Origin of the sequence: Coralloluteibacterium stylophorae, assembly GCF_018122625.2 — a bacterium.
GTDB lineage: Bacteria > Pseudomonadota > Gammaproteobacteria > Xanthomonadales > Xanthomonadaceae > Coralloluteibacterium > Coralloluteibacterium stylophorae.
Window position 1 is genome coordinate 300,882 of the sequence record NZ_JAGQFT020000001.1, and the last position, 17,725, is coordinate 318,606.

Genomic DNA, 17,725 nt, shown 5'->3' on the forward strand with positions numbered 1-17,725 from the left:
CGGCCCGCGCACGAGCCGCTCGTCCACCGCCATGCATCGCCAGCCACAGGGGTCACCACAATGAGATGTCTTCGGATCGTCGTCGCTGCCGTCGCGGCAGGCCTTGCAGCATCGGTTGCGGCGCAGGGGCCCGCCCGCGTCACGCCGATGACGCCGGACGTGGTCGACAGCTACGAGCAGATCCTGCCCTCCGCCGACTACATCCGGCGCGAGAGCATGGTGCCGATGCGCGACGGCACGAAGCTGTTCACGGTCGTGCTGATGAAGAAGGGCACGGCCGATGCCCCGATCCTGCTCTCGCGCACGCCCTACAACGCGAGCGGCCAGACCGGACGCGAGCACAGCCAGCACCTGGTCGACGTGCTCGAGGTCATGGATGCGGAGTTCGTCGAGGACGGCTACATCCGCGTCTACCAGGACATCCGCGGCATGCACCGGTCGGAGGGCGAGTGGATCCTCAACCGCCCGCTCGCCGGGCCCTTGAACGACACCGGGATCGACGAGTCGACGGATGCGTACGACACCATCGAGTGGCTCGTGCGGAACACGCCGGAAGCCAACGGCAACGTCGGCGTGATCGGCTCGAGCTACCTCGGCTTCACCGCCCTGATGACGCTGATCGATCCGCATCCCGCGCTGAAGGCGGTGATCGCGCAGAGCCCGATGGTCGATGGCTGGATGGGCGACGACTGGTTCCACAACGGCGCCTTCCGCATCAGCTCGCTCGGTTTCCCGCTGAGCCAGGGGTTCAACAAGGGCAACGGAGGCGGCGAGTTCCCGGTCGGCGGCGGCGACGACTACACGCGCTACCTGGAAGCCGGATCGGTCGGCGATTTCGTGGCGCAGGTCGGCGCCGGGCATGTGCCGGGCATCCGCAAGTTCCTGGAGAATCCGGCCTACACCGAGTTCTGGTCCCTGCAGGCGGTCGACAGGTGGCTGGCGGCGCGGCCGCATACGGTGCCGACGATGCTGGTGGTCGGGCAGTGGGACCAGGAAGACAGCTACGGCGCGCCGGCGGTGTATCGCGCGCTGGAGCCGAAGGACACCAACAACGACCGCGTGTCCCTGGTGATCGGCCCATGGCGCCATTCCGGCTTCAACCACTACGGCTACGATCTCGGTGCGCTCACCTTCACCGGCGACACCGCGCACGAATGGCGGGTGAAGTACGCCAAGCCGTTCTTCGATCACTGGCTCAGGAGCGGTCCTGATCCGGAGACGCCGCCGGTGCTCACCTACGCCACCGGCGCCAACCGGTGGAACATCTCGCAGCGCTGGCCGGTCGGATCGCCGAGGCCGCTCTACCTGGCCGACGGGGGCGTGGCCACGTTCGCGAAGCCGCAGACCCGCGGACACGAGGACTACATCAGCGACCCGGCAAAGCCGGTCCCGTTCCTGCCGCGGCCGATCGACATGGGCGACCCGACGCAATGGAAGCCGTGGCTGGTGCACGACCAGCGGTTCGCGAGCGGACGCCCCGACGTGGCCGTGTGGACGAGTGCGCCGCTCGACGAGGCCGTGCACATCATGGGCGCGCCCGAGGTGCAGCTGTTCGCGGCCACCACGGGGACCGACAGCGACTGGGTGGTCAAGCTCATCGACGTCTACCCCAACGACGTTCCCGAGGATGCCTCGCAGGGGGCGAAGCCCTCGATGGCGGGATTCGAGCTGCCCATCGGCATCGAGATCTTCCGCGGACGCTACCGCCAGAGCTTCGCGCAGCCTGCGCCGCTGGAGCCCGGCAAGGTCGAGCGCTACAGCTGGACGCTGCCCAACGTCGACCACGTGTTCCTGCCCGGCCACCGGATCATGGTGCAGGTGCAGTCGACGCTGTTCCCGCTGTACGACCGCAACCCGCAGTCCTATGTCGAGAACATCATGTATGCGAAGCCGGGCGACTACCGCGCGGCGACGCAGAGCATCTGGTTCGGAGGCGACAGGGCCAGCGCCGTGGTGTTGCCGGTGGCGGAATGACGCGATGGGCGGACCCGCCGCTGCCACCGGGGCTCCGGCAGGGTCGATGAGCCGTGGCGCCGTCCTTGCGGCGCGTCCCCTCCCGAACGCCCCCTCCTCAGGAGGCCCTGAGCGCCCTGCCCGCGCCTCACCGCCGCCACGCCGGGAACGGGTCGGGCAGTTCGCGCCAGGCGTCGGGGCCGGCCAGCATCTCGTCATCGGTGAGCAGGCAGTCCTGCAAGTGGGCGCGGACGGACGTCTCGTCCAGGCCGATGCCGATGACCGCGAACTCCTGCCGGCGGTCGCCTCACAGCGGGTGCCAGAGGCTGCGGATCGCGGCGTACTCACCGGCGTCGCGGACGTCGTCCGGGCCGGGCGGCGGCGCGGTCCAGCGGGCGGCGTCGCGGCGGCGCCAGCCCAGCTCCGTGAGCGGCGCGAGCGTGCGCGGCAGCGGTTCGGGAGCTTCGTCGAGGTCGCCGGCATCGACGCGGTGACGGGCCGCGAACCAGAAGCCCGCGGCCTGGGTCTGGATGGAACCACCGACGATGGCGAGCTCGCCGACCCAGTCCATGCGCGAGGCCAGCCAGAAGAAGCCCTTGCTGCGGATCACGCTCTCGAACCCGCGTTGCAGCAGCTCGCCGAACCGCTGCGGGTGGAACGGCCGCCGCGCGCGGAAGACGAAGCTCGAAATACCGTACTCCTCCGTCTCCGGGGTGTGCTCGCCGCGCAGCTCCTTCATCCAGCCCGGCGCCAACTGCGCGCGGACGAAGTCGAAGCGGCGGGTGTCGAGGATCTCGCCGAGCGGGACGTCGCCGTTGCGCGCCTCGACGATCCGCGCGTCGCGGTTGAGGCCGCGCAGCATGGCTTTGGTCAGCGCGAGCTTCTCCGGCGCGAGCAGGTCGCACTTGCTCACGACGATGACGTCGGCGAACTCGACCTGGTCGCCGAGCAGGTCGACGATCGCGCGCGCGTCCTCGGGCCCGGCCTGCTGCCCGCGGTCGGCCAGGCGCTCGGCCGAGCAGAAGTCGTCGACGAAGCGGACGCCGTCGACCACCGTCACCATGGTGTCCAGGCGCGCGATGTCGGAGAGGCTGAAGCCGTGCTCGTCGCGCACCGCGAAGGTGGCCGCCACCGGCATGGGCTCGGAGATGCCGGTGGATTCGATCAGCAGATAGTCGAACCGGCCCTCCCCCGCCAGCCGGCGGACCTCGGTCATGAGGTCGTCGCGCAGCGTGCAGCAGATGCAGCCGTTGCTGAACTCGACCAGCGCCTCCTCCGTACGGCTCAGCGCCGCCCCGCCCTCGCGCAGCAACGCCGCGTCGATGTTGATCTCGCTCATGTCGTTGACGATCACCGCGACCTTGCGCCCCTCGCGGTTGCGCAGGACGTGGTTGAGCAGCGTCGTCTTGCCCGCCCCCAGGAATCCGGAGAGGACGGTGACCGGGAGCGGCCCGGGGGCCGGCGCGGATGCGGACTGCAGCATGGGAACTCCTTGACGGGCTGGCGGGCGTGGCGGCACCGCATGGAAGGTGGTGCCGCCTGAATAGTTATTGATATAACATAGCAGTTCTTCAGTTCTCATCCGGAACCCGCACCACCGCATGCGCATGTCCCCACCCCACCCGTCCTCCATCGCAGCGTCGCCGTCTCCATGACCGCCGCGGCGGCATCGCTGCTGGGCGTTCCTGCCTACGCCGCGGACGATCCGCCGGCGCGTCTCGATGCGGTGGAAGTCAGCGTCACCACGGCCACCCGCACCGAGCGGCTGCTCTCGGACGTCCCCGTGCGCACGGAAGTCCTGCGTGCGCAGGACATCGAGCTGCGCGCGGCGCTCGATTTCTCCAAGGCCGCCGACCTGATCAACGGCCTGCGCGTGGAGAGCAACTGCCAGAACTGCAACACCTCCGAGGCGCAGCTGCTCGGCCTGCCGGGTGCCTACAACCAGCTTCTCTTCGACGGTACGCCGCTGCTGTCGACGCTGGGGAGCGTCTATGGCCTCGAGCAGATCCCGGCGGCCTTCATCAACACCGTCGAGGTGGTCAAGGGCGGCGGCTCCTCGCTCTACGGGCCGGGCGCGGTGGCGGGCGTCATCAACCTGGTGCCGCAGCAGCCGCGGGAGAATGGCGGGTTCGTGCGCTACGGCATCGAGTCCCAGAAGGACGTGGCCCAGCACAACCTGGACGGCCGCGCCGACCTCGTCTCCGGGGACGGGCGCTTCGGCCTGGCGGTGGTGGGACAGGCCTCCAGCAACGACGCGATCGACTTCAACGGCGACGGCTACAGCGAGATCGCCGAGAAGGAGCAGCAGGTGCTCGGGTTCCAGAGCTGGTACAGCCCGACCGACACCGGCACGCTGCGCGTCAACTACCAGTTCACCCACGAGGACCGGCGCGGCGGCAATCGCCTCGACCAGCCGGAGTGGCTGGCCAACATCGCCGAGGCGATCGAGACCCGCTACCACCGCGGCGGACTGCGGTGGGACCAGATCGTCAGCGACGACTTCGACTTCAGCTTGGGCTATGCCTTCGCCTACATCGAGCGCGACAGCTTCTATGGCGGCCTGGGCGAGGTCGTGACCGATCCGGACGAAGCGGGCTACGACCCGTCCCAGCTCGACCCGGCGGTCCCCGGCAGCGCCGCGGCGACCGCCTTCGACCAGTACGGGTACACGGAGAACCCGCTGCACTACGTCGACAGCCAGTTCAACTGGCGCCGCGGCGCACACGCGCTCGCCTTCGGCCTGCAGTACAGGCACGAGGCGGTCGAGGACGAGAACCGCGACGCGACCGGAATCACCCTGCGCGTCGCCACCGACGACAGCTTCTCCAACCTCGGCCTCTACGTGCAGGACGAATGGACGGTGTCGGAGGCGGTGGACCTGGTCCTCGGCCTGCGCGGCGACCGCAGCTCGACCCTGGACGATCCGGTGGTCTCGCCACGCGTCGCCCTGGCCTTCCAGGCCAACCCCAACCTCAAGCTGCGGGCAGGCATCTCCACCGGCTTCCGCGCGCCCGAGGTGTTCAGCGAGGACCTGCACGTCGACACGCTCGGTGCGGAGCCCATCCGCATCCGCAATGCGGACGACCTCTCCGAGGAGCGTGCGGTGACCGGCATGCTCAGCCTGGACTGGCGCTCGGACCCCGCGGATCCGCGCTGGATGTGGGACGCCACGGTGTCGCTGACCGAGCTGCGCGACGCCTTCGTGCTCGGCGAAGTCCAGACCGGCGCGGACGGTTCGCTGTACCAGGTGCGCAGCAACGCGTCCGGTTCGCAGGTCGCCGGCGTCGAGACCAACCTCGGCTGGCAGGCCAGCCCCACGCTGCGCCTGACCGCGGGTGCGGCGTGGTACCGCTCGCGCTTCGATGCACCCCAGGTGATCTACGACGAAGGCGGGGATGGCGGCGTCGTCATCGCGACCCGCGACTACCTCAAGACGCCCCGCTGGAGCGGCGTGGCGCAGGCGACGTGGTCGCCGAATGCCGACTGGGACGCCTATCTCGGCCTCAAGTACACGGGGACGATGCTCGCCTTGAACAACAACACCGGCACGCTCAACCGCACGCCCGAGTTCTGGGTCACCGACCTCGGCGCGACCCGGCATTTCCACGACGACGACGGCGCCGGCCTCGACCTGTCGATGGGCGTGCGCAACCTGTTCGACGAGCGCCAGGAGGACCTCGAACGCGGCGCCGGCCGCGACAGCGACTACGTCTATGGGCCGCGCTTCGCGCGCTCGTTCTATGCCAGCCTGCGCTACAGCTTCTGAGCGCCCGCACCGTGCGCGCCGGCGCCTGGCCCGCGGGCTGGCATTCGTGCTGGCGCTGCCCTGCGCGGCGATCCATGCGCAGCAGCCCGGCCTCCGCGACGCGATCGCGAACGCTCTGGTGGTCCCCACCGAGCACGGGTTCGAAGCGTTCGCCTGGGAGCAGGAGCCGGAGATCGTGGCGCTGTACTTCGGGGCCGACTGGTGCGGGCCCTGCCATGCCTTCGTGCCCGAGCTCCGGCGGATCCGCGCGGCGCTGCGCGACGCCGGCGCCGACACCGAGGTGGTGTACGTGAGCCTGGACGAATCGGAGCCGGAGATGCGCCGTTACATGCGCCTGCAGCGCATGCCCTGGCCGGCGGTCGACTTCCGCAGGCTGCGCGTCCTGCCTGCGGTGACCAGGCTGGCGGGACCGGCGCCGCCGAACCTCGTCGTGCTCGATCGCGACGGCCGGGTCCTCGCCAGCGGCTGGCAGGGCCGTCGCTATCTCGGGCTCGAACCTGTGCTGCGGACCTGGATCGATGCGCTCGGGACGTCCGCGCCGGATGTCGCATCCCCGCCCTCACCCCCACTCCCAGTCCCACTCCAGGAGACGCGTCGATGAGAGACAGCATCGTCCCCGACAGCTACGAAGCCTGGCGCCACTGCGTCCAGGTCGACTGCGGGCTTCGCCTGGACGGCGACTACGTCCAGCGACGCATTGCGGCGCTGGAGGACCCGCGCGACTTCCACACCCAGCAGCTCGTGCAGCGGTGGGGAGATCCGCATCGGCAGCGCGTCGTCGGCTGGTTCCGGCGCGCGCTGGCCGAATCCGCCGCACGCCCCTGACCCAAGAGAGGCCATCCCATGTTGCGCACCCTGTTCCACACTGCCCGCCCCCTTGCCCTCGCGCTGCTCGCGTCCCTGCCGCTCGCCCACGCCGCCGATCCGGCGGAGACCGCGCCGTTCGCCCTGCCCCCGCTGCCCTACGCCGAGGACGCACTCGCCCCGGCCATCGACGCCGACACCATGCGCCTGCACCACGGTCGCCATCACCAGGGCTACGTCGACAAGCTCAACGCGCGCATCGTCGACCTGCCGGATCTCGCCGGCGTCGAGCTGCACACGCTGCTGGCGAACGTGTCGAAGCACGACGCGACCATCCGCAACAACGCCGGCGGCCACTACAACCACAGCCTGTTCTGGCGGAACCTCGCCCCGGCCGGTGAGGGCGGCGAGCCGTCGGCCGAGCTGCAGGCACGCATCGAGCGCGACTTCGGCCCGCACCAGGCCTTCGTCGAGGCCTTCGACAAGGCTGCCGGCAGCGTGTTCGGCTCGGGCTGGGCATGGCTGATCCTGCAGCCGGACGGGACGCTCGCGGTGACCACCACCGCCAACCAGGACAACCCGCTGATGGACGTGGCCGCGCAGCGGGGCCAGCCGCTGCTCGGGCTCGACGTCTGGGAGCACGCCTACTACCTGCAGTACCAGAACCGCCGCCCGGACTACGTCGGTGCGTGGTGGGAGGTCGTCAACTGGAACGAGGTCAACCGTCGCTTCGACGAAGCCCGCTCCTGATCCGATCCACCGTCCGCGCCGGCCGCACAGCGCGCGGCCGGCGCAGGGCCCGCTTCCGGAACCGAAAATGACACGTCATCGCATCGCCCTCTTCGACGCTTCCGCCGTCGCCCTGTCGGGCCTGTGCCTGGTGCACTGCCTGGCGCTGCCCCTGCTCGCGGCGGCGCTGCCGCTGTTCGGAGCCTGGGCGGAGGCGGAGTGGGTGCACATCCTGTTCGTCGCCATCGCGGTGCCGTTGACCAGCTCCGCCCTCTGGCGCTCGCACCGGCAGCATCGGCTGCCGGCCGCACTGCGCGCGCTGGCCGCGGCCGGGCTGCTGGGACTGGTGCTCGGTGCGCTCGGCTGGCCTGCGCACGAGTGGGAGACGCCCCTGACCGTCGCCGGCAGCCTGATGCTCGCCAGCGCCCACGTGTGGAACTGGTCGAGGCGGCATCGGCACTGAGCCGGTGAGCGGAGGCTGCGCCAGGTGGCGGCGCTGGCGGCATCCGCACACGCCGGTGCTTCCAAGGGCGCTACTGCGGCGACGGCTGCTCGTCGCCTTCTTCCGGCACGTAGACCATGCGTCCGTCGGCGAGGCGGTAGGTCACGCCCATGCGCGCGCCCTGCCCTTCGCCGATCTGGCTGTTGGCTTCGTAGCGGGTCAGCGTCTCGCCGTCCTTGATGGTGATGCGCATGTCGGCCTCGCCCGGGTTCTCGATCACCGTCACCTGGTCGCTGGTGAACGGATTCAGCGGGTTGCGCACGATGACGATCATCAGGATCCCGATCACCACCAGGAACAGGTCGATCAGGTTCACCACCGACAGGATCGGGTCGTCGCTCTCGTCGTTGTCCAGGAAGCGCATCAGAGCGCTCCGCGCTTGTGCTCGACCGCACGCAGCTCCTGCAGCAGCCAGCGCCGCCGCACCGTCTGCACGACGAAGGTGATGCTCGCCGCGATCAGCGCCAGGATCACGGACGAGAAGGCGACGACGAGGTTCTCGCCGACGCCGGCGGCATCGCTCCGGGTCAGCGCCAGCAGCGCCGGGCCCATCGGGATCATGGTCGCGACCAGGCCCAGCATCGGCGCCGAGCGCGACACCACGCGCAGCCATTCGAGCCTGCGCATGATCCACAGCTCCAGGTCGTCGCTGGCCCACGCGCCCTCCTCCGCGAACGCCGCGAGCCGCGAGCGGTGGGTGCCGCGGTGACGCTGCCAGGCTTCGACGAGGAAGGCGCCGAGGACGACGAAGGCGTAGGCCAGGGCGGCCAGGATCAGGATCAGCACGGGCACGAGGAAGACGTGCGCGAGCTGATAGAGCAATGCTTCCAGGCCATTCATGCGGAGCGTTCCAGCGAAGTTGGTGGGGGGGAGCGGGCGTTGGTGCGGTGCTGCGCCACGCCGCCGCCGGCGAGCAGCGCCAGCAAGGCGACCAAGGCCAGCGGCCACGGCGCGGGTGCTGCGGGCGCGGCACCGACCTCCTCGAGCACCTGGCCGCGAACGGCGTCCGTGGCGGCGCCGGCTGCCGCGGGCGGCGGAGGCGACGCTGCCGCATCCAGGCCGAAGCCGCGGGCGGCCGCCTCGGCGAAGGCCCGGGTCGCATCCGCGGCGGCGGGCACGCCGGGCATCCGATCCAGCGCCTGGCGCCGCGCCACGAGTTCGCGCAGGGTCTGCGCGTCGGCAGTCCAGTACTCCTTGCGGACCGCTTCCAGCAGGCGGTCGACCACCTGCGCCTGCGCCGCCGGATTGCTCTCCTCGAACCAGGCGTCGATGTCGAGCCCGCGCGTGTCGCGCACGAAGGTGTCGTGCATCGCCTGCCACTGGTCGGCACGGACGCTGGCGGGATCGGTCACCTGCCAGCCGAACAGGTTGTCCACCGCGTCCACCACCTGCAGCGTGCCGGCGTAGCCTTCGGCCTGCATCGCCCGGATCCACTGCGGATTGAGCGCACGCGTGCGCAGTTCCTCGCCGAGGAAGCGCGCCGTGCCCAGGGTGCGCGGCGTGCTGCTGCGCAGGTCGGCCACGTACAGCGCGGGGCTGGCGCCGTCGAGGCTGCGCACCGCCAGCGACAGGCCGCCGAGGTACTCGAAGGGATGGTCGGTGGAGAGCAGTCCGTGCGTGTTCGACGAGCGCGACAGCAGCGCCGCCTCCACGCCGCGCAGCTGCTGAGCGAGCAGGTTGCCGCTGCCGCCGGCGTCCGCCGGCGTCACGCCCCAGTCCTCGGTGCCGAAGGCGTACTGCTGACTGTCGAGGAAGCCCTCGGCCAGCGCCGACTCCTCGTCCCACGCGGTCGAATCCTTCACCGCCGCCGACAGGCCGCTGCCGTAGCTGCCCGGGGCGCTGCCGAACAGGCGCAGGCGCGCCAGCCGGTGCGCGGCCCTGCGGTCCATGCCTCCGGCCTCCAGCGTCTGCGCCACCGCAAGGACGTTGCGATGGATCGGGTTCCCGGCCTCGTCCAGTGCCGCGAGCTCGTCGACCGCCGCGGCCAGCATCCGCATGAAGGCGTCGAACTGGTCGCGGTAGACGCTCGTCACCTGCACCACGACGTCGATGCGTGGCCGGCCGAGCTCCGCCTGCGGGACGATGTCCAGGCCGACGACCCGGCCGCCCTCGTCCCAGCGTGGACGCAGGCCCATCGCGTGCAGCACCTGGCTTTCCAGCACGCCCAGGTGACGCATCGCCTCCGACGACCACAGGCTCACCGCGAGCTTGCGCGGTTGCGTGCCGCCGTGTTCCGCACGATAGGTCGCGAGGAGGTCCTCGAGCGCGGCTCCGCCGGCCTCGTAGGCGGCGCGGGTCGGCAGCTTGTCGGCTTCGAAGGCGTAGAGGTTGCGGCCGCTGGGCACATCCGGGTTGCGGACCGGGTCGCCGCCGGAGCCTGGCGGCACGAAGCGGCCATCCAAGGCCGCCAGCAGCGCCTCCATCTCGCCCGGCTCGGCCAGGTGCCGGTCCAGCTCGCGCGCCCGCTCGAGGAAGCCACGCAGGCCGGGGTCGCCGGGCAGCGGTGCGCCGTCGCGCAGGTGGCGCTCCAGCAGTCGATACGGCGCACTGTCGACCAGCCGTTCGGATTCGGTTGCCAGCACTTCCTCCGGATCGGCGCCGGCGGCGGTGTAGAAGTCGTTCCCGAGCTGCTGCATCACCGTGACCAGGCGATGTTCGGGCGTGGCCGGACTGCCGAACTCGTGCAGCCCGAGTGGCACCACCGACCGCGCGAGCACGTGCAGGTGGTCGTGCAGCGCGGCCATGAAGCCGTCGAAGTCGCCCTCGATGCCGGGCGCATCCCAGCCGATGTCGGCGTCGAGGTGGGCGGCCTGCGCGGCGTCGACGATCGCCTGCGCCGTGCGCCCGCGCGCGGGCCCGGGCTCGGCCTGCATCCACTCGTGCACCAGCGCATGCAGGTCGCGGAGCTCGTCGTAGAGCCCGGACGGTGCGAACGCCGGCGTCTGGTGGCTGATGACGGTCGCGCGGCCGCGACGGCGCGCCTGCATCGCCTCGCCGACGTTGTCCTGGATGTAGGGATAGAACACCGGCAGGTCGCCGACCGCGAGCCAGGGCACGTCGTCCGCGGCGAGCCCGCGGTCCTTGCCCGGCGTCCATTCCTGGGTGCCGTGCGTGCCGAAGTGCAGCAACGCGTGGATGCCTTCCTCGCGCAGCCACAGGTAGGTCGCCAGGTAAGCGTGGTCGGGCATGCGCGCGGTGTCGTGGGTGTCGGCGCCGACCACCCGGCTGCGCGGCGGCTGCGGCAGCAGCAGCAGGTTGCCGTAGGCGACGCGCGGGACGACGAACTGCGGCTCGCCCTCGACCATTCGCACCTCCGGCGCGTCCTCCGGCGTACCCCACTCCGCCAGCAGCGCCTCGCGCCGCGCCGCCGGCAGCGCATCGAGCCAGGCGCGGTAGCGCGCCACCGGCAGCAGCGCGGCGCGGCCCCCGGCGAGCAGCGCATCGAGCGTCTCCGGCCGATGGAAGGGCGCCAGCATCGCCTGGGCGTCGGCAATCAACGCGTGCTCCTCGAGCGGCGGCACGTCGTAGCCGGCGCCGGCGAGACCCGCGGCCACACGCAGGATGCTGCGCGGCACGTTGAGGTTGGACGCGGAGAAATTGCGTTCGCCGCCGGGGTAGTTCCAGACCATCAGCGCGAGGCGCCGCTCCGCGGGCGCGGCGTGGCGCAGGCGGAGCAGCGCGGCGAGCTTGTCGGCCAGCGCGCCGACCTGGGCGGGCATCGGCACCTCGCGCCCCTCCTCGACCGCCGAGATCACGATGGGATCGACCAGCCCCCACGACTCGGGCTGGGTCAGGAACGGCGCCACCATCGCCTGGGCGATGCCCGACTCGGCGCTGGCGAAGTCCTCCGGTGCCATGCGCGTACCCATGGTCTGCAGCACCGGCACGTCGAGCGCGCGCAGCTCGTCGGCGCGGGCGCGGCCGCCCTGGAGGTGGGTCATGTTGACCAGCGCCTCGATCTCGAAGCCGTCGAGTGCCGCCTGCAGTCCGCGTGGATCGCCGGCCTCGAACCAGAACGGCACCGGCGCCAGGCCGCGCGCCTCGAGCGCCGCGGCCACGGCATCCACCGCCGCGGTCTGCATGCCGGCGACGCTTCCGGCGGAGACGATGAGGCCGATGCGCGGGCGCGTGCCGCCTCCGTGCGCCTGCATCCATGCACGATAGGCGCCGGCTTCGCCGAACGGAGCGCCGGCGGCGGGATGGTAGTAACCGGTCCGGGGCATCGCGCGCGGCGGCGGGAGGTCGAGGATCGCCTCGCGGCGGCGCCAGCGCGCCACCGCCTGGAGCAGGTGCGTGTAGTTGTCGCGCCCGCCGCCGGCGTAATAGCCGGCGAAGCGCCGCCAGACCGGCGCCGGCAGACCGCCCGCGGCCGGCGGGCCGCCGCCGACGCGGAACCAGGGCGTGCCGCCGGCCCGCAACCTGTCGCCGATCGCCGCATCCACGCGGCGTGCGTCCGACGGACGCGGTACGTCCAGCAGCAGCAGGTCGATCGTGTCCCAGTCGGCCGCCGCCGCGTCGGCGGGCGACCAGCGCAGCACCTCGACGCCGAGCGGTTCGCCCCACGCGGCGAGTCGTTCGCTCTTTTCCGGCAGGACGAAGTCGGTGGCGACGATTGCCATGCGCGCCCCGTCGGCGGCCGCGCCCACCTGCGGCAGCAGGCAGGCGAGCAGCAGCCACAGGATCGCGATGCCCCTGGACAGAGTTCGCCGCACGGTTCTAGAAGCTGTAGATCAGGCCGACGCTGTAGGCCCGCCCGGTTTCGGGGTACGGGTAGAGCGCGGCGGTGTCCTCGCGCAGCTCGTCGGTCAGGTTCTCGACCCCGCCGCGCAGCGTCAGCGCATCGGTCGCCCGGTAGCGCAGGTCGAGCGACCACAGCAGGTAGGGGTCGAGGCCGACGGCGGTGTCGCCGCTGTACTGCACCTGGCTGCCGACGTACTCGCCGCGCACCCGCGCATCGAAGGCGTCGACCGGGCGCCATTCGAGCGCCGCGTAGCCGCTGTGGCGCGCGCGCTCGGCCAGCTCGCGGTCGTTGCTGACGTCGCGGCCGTCGAGCCAGGTGTAGTTGGCGTCGAAGCGCCACTGCGCGGACAGGTCCAGCCCGGCGGTCAGCTCGACACCGCGGATCTCCGCCTCCTCCACGTTGACGTAGGTGCGCGTGTCGCTGCCGCGGATCCCGCAGGCCGCGATGCAGATCGTCTGGATGAGGTCGCGAAGATCGTTGTGGAACGCCGTGGCCTGCAGCGTCCACGGGCCTTGCGTGTGTTCCGTGCCCAGTTCGAACGTGGTGCCGACCTCGGGCTGGAGATCCGGATTGCCCAGGATGGTGAACATGCCGCCGCCGGCGACCGCGCTGTACTCCGGCGAGAGCTGCTTCAGGGTCGGCGCCTTGAAGCCGCGGCCGACGCCACCCTTGATCGTCCAGTCCGCCGAGGGCGTGGCGACGACGTAGGCGCGGGGGCTGTGGTGGGTGCCGAACACCTCGTGGTCGTCGAGGCGGTCGCCGACCACCAGCGACCACGCGCGCCCGAGCGTCACCTCGTCCTGGGCGAAGACCGCGCGGTGCTGCATGCGCGCGAAGCCGTCAGCGTCGACACTCTGGTCGGTGAGGCGCTCGTCGCGCCATTCGCCGCCGACGCTGACACGGTGGCGGGCACCGAGGTCGGCAGTGGCGCGCGCATCGAAGGTGTCCTCGCGCAGCGTCTGCGGCGCAGAGACCGTGCCCTGCGAGCGGCGGTTCTGGCGGTCCAGCACGGTCCGGTAGGCGCGGACCTGGGTGTCGCCCCAGCCCCAGGTGCCGCGGTGCGTGAGCGAGTCCTGGCGCCGCTGGATGTCGTCGCCCCACAGGTAGGTGTACGGCCTCGCACCCGCCTGCTCCGCCCCGCGCCAGCGCGACTCCCGCCCGCGCAGCACGTCGAGATCGATGCGCTGGGCCTCGTCCGGAGTCCAGGACAGCGTCACCCGGCCGCTGCGGCCGTCGCGGCCTTCCTGGTCGGAAACCGCGGAATTGGCGGCCGACGGCATGTCCTCGCGGCGCCGCTCCTCGCCGTACACGCTGATCCCGAGTACGCCCGGCAGCAGTGGGCCACCGGCGTAGAACGCCGCCTGGTGGTTCTCGCCGCCACGGCCGTCGTCGCGCACGCCGCCGTTGAGCAGAACGCTGCCCTTCCAGGCGTCGGTCGAGCTGCGGGTGACGATGTTCACCACGCCGCCGAGGGCCTCGGAGCCGTAAAGCGACGACATCGGCCCGCGCACGACCTCGATCCGCTCGATCGCTTCGACCGGCACCCAGCCGAGGTCGAAATCCGAATGTGCGACTGCGCCCGCCGACGGCGTGATGCGGCGCCCGTCGATCAGCGTGAGCGTGTAGTCGGACGACATCCCGCGGATGCGGATGCCACGTCGACCGAAGCCGACGCCGGTCAGCGTCACCCCAGGCGTACCGCGGAGCGCGTCGGCCAGGTCGGCGACGGGCCGACGTTCGAGTTCCTCGCGGTCGATCACCGTCACCGAAGCCGGAACGTTGGCGAGCGCACGCGGCGTCGCCGTGGCGGTGACGACGGTCTGCGGGAGGACGACGGCGCTCTCGTCGGCGACCGCCGTGGCGGGTGCAGTGAAGACGGCGGAAAGAGCGGCTGCGAGGATTCCAGGGGGAAGGGTGAGCGTTTGCTGCAGCGTCATAAGTGATAGTTAGGTTATAACGTAACTCATACTATCACCTGTCCTTCACTTCGCAACGCATCCCGTCGATTCCCTCATCCGGTCCGCCGCGGGAGCGGACGCCGCTCCCGGCGTCGAGCCCGCCGATGCGGATCCGTCGGCGCTGCCAGGGATCACACCTCCGAGTCGTCCCGCGGCAGCAGGATCAGCGTCGCCCGCAGGCCGCCGCCGCTTCGGTTTGTCAGGGCGAGGGTCGCGCCGAGGGTGCCGGCGAGCTGCTGGGCGATGGCCAGACCGAGTCCGGTGCCGCCGGTGGTGCGGCCGCGGGATGTCTCGAGCCGGTGGAATGGTTGCAACACGTCCTCCAGCGCATCCTCGGGGATGCCCGGCCCGCGGTCCTCGACATCGATGCGGATCGCGCCGTCGCGGGCCTGCCGGAGATGCAGGCTCGCGCTGCCGCCGCCGTAGAGCAGTGCATTGTCGACGAGGTTCTGCACGATTCGGCGCAACACCTGCGGCCGGGTTCGCACACGGGCATCCAGGCGCTCGCCCGTGTGCACCGCCCTGCCCCCGTCCTGATAGTCGCCGGCCACGCTGGCGAGGAAAGCCTGCAGGTCCACGCGCAGCATCGGCGAGTTCGTCGCGCTGCCGCTGCGCGCGTAGTCGACGCCCTCCTTCACCAGTTGCCCGAGCCGGGTCACGTCCTCGAGCAGCCGCGCCTGCGCATCGCTGGCGTCCAGCGCTTCCAGGCGCAGCCGCATGCGGGTGATCGGCGTCTGCAGGTCGTGCGAGATGGCGGCGAGGATCCGCGTGCGCTCGGCGACGTGGGCCGCGATGCGCGCCTGCAGCGCGTTCAGCGCGCGCGCCGCGGCCGCGACCTCGCGCGGCGCGTGGGGCACCGGGACGCTGCGCGTGCCGCCGAGGTCCAGCCGTTCGGCCGCATCCGCAAGCCGGGCCAGCGGGCGGGTGGCGAGCCGCACCGCAAGCCAGGCACACCCCAGCAGCAGCGTCGCCTGCGCGAGCAGCATCCACGGCAGCCACTGCGCCAGGGGCAGCGGCGCGGGGGTCACCTCCATGGTCAGCGGCTGGCCGTCGGCGAGCGTGAGTTCCACCTCGTACCGCTCCGGCGACGCGGACACGGCGCGCGGGCGCAGCGCATAGCGCCGGCCCAGCGCATCGCCGATGAGCGCGGTGACCCGGCGCGCGCGTTCGTTGTCCAGCGGTCGGCCCGGCTGCGCGGATCGCAGGAGGTAGCGGTAGGTCCTGCGCTGGAGCCGCGGCAGCCACTGCGCACGCTCGGACGGCGACAGGCGCTCCAGCAGCGCGACGCTCACCGCCGCGTCCTCCTCGAGGTTGGTCAGCATCATGGCGCTGGTCGTCACCCTGCGCTCGTGGAACAGCAGCGCGACGCTCAGCGCCTGCGCCAGCAGCAGCCCCGCCAGCAGGATCAGCCCCAGGCGCACCGCCAGGGTACGGGGCAGGATGCGCAGGCGCGCCGCGCTTGTCGCCGCGTTCATGGCGTCTCGCCGAGCAGCACCACCGGCTGGCAGAACACGTAGCCCTCGCTGCGGACGGTCCTGATGTAGGCCTGCTCGCGGGCGTCGTCGCCCAGGCGCTGGCGGAGGCGGCTCACCAGCAGGTCGATGGAGCGGTCGAACAGCGCGGCGTCGCGGCCCTGCGTCAGGTTGAGCAGCTGGTCGCGGCTCAGGACCCGCTGCGGATGGTCGACGAACACGCGCAGCAGCCGGAACTCGGCGCCGCTCAGCGGATGCACGGTGTCCTGGGCATCGACCAGGTGCCGCGCGGTGGTGTCCAGGCGCCAGCGGCCGAAGCCGATCAGGCGTGCCGCCTCGCTGACCTGGAGGTTGGGCGGCAGCATCCGCGTGCGCCGGATCACCGCGTTGATGCGGGCCAGCAGCTCGCGCGACGAGAACGGCTTGACCACGTAGTCGTCGGCGCCCATCTCCAGGCCGATGATGCGGTCGGTCTCGTCGTCGCGCGCGGTCAGCATCACAACCGGCACGCTGCGGTGCCTGCCGGCGCGCAGGTTGCGGCACAGCGACAGGCCGTCCTCGCCCGGCATCATCACGTCGAGCACGACCAGGTCGACGTCGCTGGTCTCCAGCGCCGCGCGCATCTCGCGTCCGTCCGCGGCCAGCGTCGTCCGCAGCCCGTTGCGCTGCAGGTAGGCGCCGACCATCTGGCGGATGTCGCGGTCGTCGTCCACGACGAGGACGTGGTCGATATGGGACATCTTGCCTGGCTCCGTCGAAGGGCCGCAGCCCGCGTTGCCGGGGCGATGGTAGTCGCCCCGGTGCGGTGCGGCCTGCACCGGGGTGCCGTTTCGGATCCCTCAGCCGCCCAGGTCCGCTGGCGAGGCGGCGGGCGCGTCCAGCCCCGCCGCCTCCAGGATCGCCTCGGCGACCTCGCGCGGCGCGGACAGGGGCGAGACGTGGCTGGACGGCAGCGACGTCACGCGGGCACCGATGCGTCGCGCGGTCGCGGCCTGCAGCTGCGGCGCCAGCATGCGGTCGTGGCGCGAGATCACGTACCAGCTGGGATGCGTCCGCCAGGCCGCCGCGGTGACCGGCTCGTCCAGCGCCGATGCCGCGAGCGGCACCTGCATCTCGTACAGGTCGCGCGCGACGGCGGGCGTCTGGTCCTGGGCGAAGTCCTCGGCCACGGTCGCCGGCGACAGCGACAGGAAGCCATCGTGATCCTGCAGCGCCAGCAGGCCCGGCGCCGTGGGGAATCCCGCTCCCTGCTGCGCCGAGGTCTGGCCGACGTCCGGGGCGAACGCGGCCACGTAGACCAGCGCGCTCACCTTCGGGTCGTCGCCCGCCTGGGTGATCACGGTGCCGCCCCAGGAGTGGCCGACCAGCACCACCTTGCCGGGCGCGGCGGCGATCGCCTCGCGCGTGGCCTGGACATCGTCGGCGAGCGCGGTCAGCGGATTGTGCACGGCGACGGTGGGCACGCCCCAGGCCTGCAGGCGCGGGACGATCTGGTCCCAGCTGGAGGCGTCGGCGAAGGCGCCGTGGACCAGAACCACGGTCGGAGCGTCGGGGTCGACCGGATGGCTGCGGGCGTGGGCGATGGAGGGGAGCGGCGAGACGGCCAGCAGCAGGGCCAGGGTGGTGGTGCGCAGCATGGGAAAGTTCCTCGGGTTCGGGAGCGCCATTGCAGCCGCGCCGCGTATCGCCGGCATGTCCGCAGGCCGCCCGCGCTGTATCGGCGCGTGCTGCCGCGGTGCGATGACGACGTTTCGTTACCAATCGGCCGGCCGCGTATCCCAACGTGTCCGGCGCCGGCCA

The 17,725-nt window shown here is 71.6% G+C and carries 13 protein-coding genes and 1 pseudogene; 6 read left to right on the forward strand and 8 right to left on the reverse strand.

What is annotated here, in order from left to right; all coding sequences use genetic code 11:
* The first annotated feature begins 60 nt into the window (after positions 1-60).
* Positions 61-1,974, forward strand: coding sequence for a CocE/NonD family hydrolase (locus KB893_RS01275; protein WP_211925831.1), 1,914 nt, complete (start codon positions 61-63; stop codon positions 1,972-1,974).
* 127 nt (positions 1,975-2,101) lie between these two features.
* Here the strand turns inward: KB893_RS01275 and KB893_RS01280 are convergent.
* Positions 2,102-3,436: pseudogene (locus tag KB893_RS01280) on the reverse strand (GTP-binding protein).
* Positions 3,437-3,604: 168 nt separating this feature from the next.
* On the opposite strand from KB893_RS01280, the gene KB893_RS01285 reads away from it, so the two are divergent.
* From KB893_RS01285 to KB893_RS01305, 5 genes are all read left to right on the forward strand, one after another.
* Complete coding sequence (locus KB893_RS01285) at positions 3,605-5,719, forward strand: TonB-dependent receptor plug domain-containing protein (protein WP_213173333.1); 2,115 nt, start codon at positions 3,605-3,607, stop codon at positions 5,717-5,719.
* A complete protein-coding gene (locus tag KB893_RS01290; RefSeq protein WP_211925833.1) occupies positions 5,694-6,320 on the forward strand; it encodes a thioredoxin-like domain-containing protein in 627 nt (208 codons plus the stop codon). Before KB893_RS01285 ends, KB893_RS01290 begins: the two co-directional genes overlap by 26 nt.
* Positions 6,317-6,544 (forward strand): hypothetical protein, encoded by a 228-nt coding sequence (locus tag KB893_RS01295; RefSeq protein ID WP_211925834.1) that lies wholly within the window; start codon positions 6,317-6,319, stop codon positions 6,542-6,544. The genes KB893_RS01290 and KB893_RS01295 overlap by 4 nt, the downstream gene beginning before the upstream one ends.
* A gap of 18 nt (positions 6,545-6,562) precedes the next feature.
* On the forward strand, positions 6,563-7,273 hold the full coding sequence (locus tag KB893_RS01300) for a superoxide dismutase (RefSeq protein WP_211925835.1): 711 nt from the start codon (positions 6,563-6,565) through the stop codon (positions 7,271-7,273).
* Between the two features lie 67 nt (positions 7,274-7,340).
* Positions 7,341-7,715, forward strand: a complete 375-nt coding sequence (locus tag KB893_RS01305) for a MerC domain-containing protein (RefSeq protein ID WP_211925836.1) — start codon at positions 7,341-7,343, stop codon at positions 7,713-7,715.
* A gap of 70 nt (positions 7,716-7,785) precedes the next feature.
* Here the strand turns inward: KB893_RS01305 and KB893_RS01310 are convergent, their stop codons facing one another.
* From KB893_RS01310 to KB893_RS01340, 7 genes are all read right to left on the reverse strand, one after another.
* Positions 7,786-8,118: a DUF2149 domain-containing protein gene (locus tag KB893_RS01310; protein WP_211925837.1), complete on the reverse strand. Its 333-nt coding sequence runs from the start codon at positions 8,116-8,118 to the stop codon at positions 7,786-7,788.
* The gene (locus KB893_RS01315) at positions 8,118-8,594 is read right to left on the reverse strand and encodes a MotA/TolQ/ExbB proton channel family protein (RefSeq protein ID WP_211925838.1); all 477 of its coding nucleotides are present in this window, start codon (positions 8,592-8,594) and stop codon (positions 8,118-8,120) included. Before KB893_RS01315 ends, KB893_RS01310 begins: the two co-directional genes overlap by 1 nt.
* Entirely contained in the window at positions 8,591-12,466 is a 3,876-nt protein-coding gene (gene cobN / locus KB893_RS01320; protein ID WP_338026829.1) for a cobaltochelatase subunit CobN, read from the reverse strand. The genes KB893_RS01315 and cobN overlap by 4 nt, the downstream gene beginning before the upstream one ends.
* Before the next feature lie 4 nt (positions 12,467-12,470).
* Positions 12,471-14,432, reverse strand: a complete 1,962-nt coding sequence (locus KB893_RS01325) for a TonB-dependent receptor domain-containing protein (protein WP_211925839.1) — start codon at positions 14,430-14,432, stop codon at positions 12,471-12,473.
* A 152-nt stretch (positions 14,433-14,584) separates the two neighbouring features.
* Positions 14,585-15,928: a sensor histidine kinase gene (locus KB893_RS01330; RefSeq protein ID WP_211925840.1), complete on the reverse strand. Its 1,344-nt coding sequence runs from the start codon at positions 15,926-15,928 to the stop codon at positions 14,585-14,587.
* Positions 15,925-16,665, reverse strand: coding sequence for a response regulator (locus KB893_RS01335; RefSeq protein WP_211925841.1), 741 nt, complete (start codon positions 16,663-16,665; stop codon positions 15,925-15,927). The genes KB893_RS01330 and KB893_RS01335 overlap by 4 nt, the downstream gene beginning before the upstream one ends.
* Before the next feature lie 99 nt (positions 16,666-16,764).
* Positions 16,765-17,562 carry an alpha/beta fold hydrolase gene (locus KB893_RS01340; RefSeq protein ID WP_211925842.1) on the reverse strand — a complete coding sequence of 266 codons (798 nt, stop codon included), beginning with the start codon at positions 17,560-17,562 and terminating at the stop codon, positions 16,765-16,767.
* Positions 17,563-17,725: the final 163 nt, after the last annotated feature.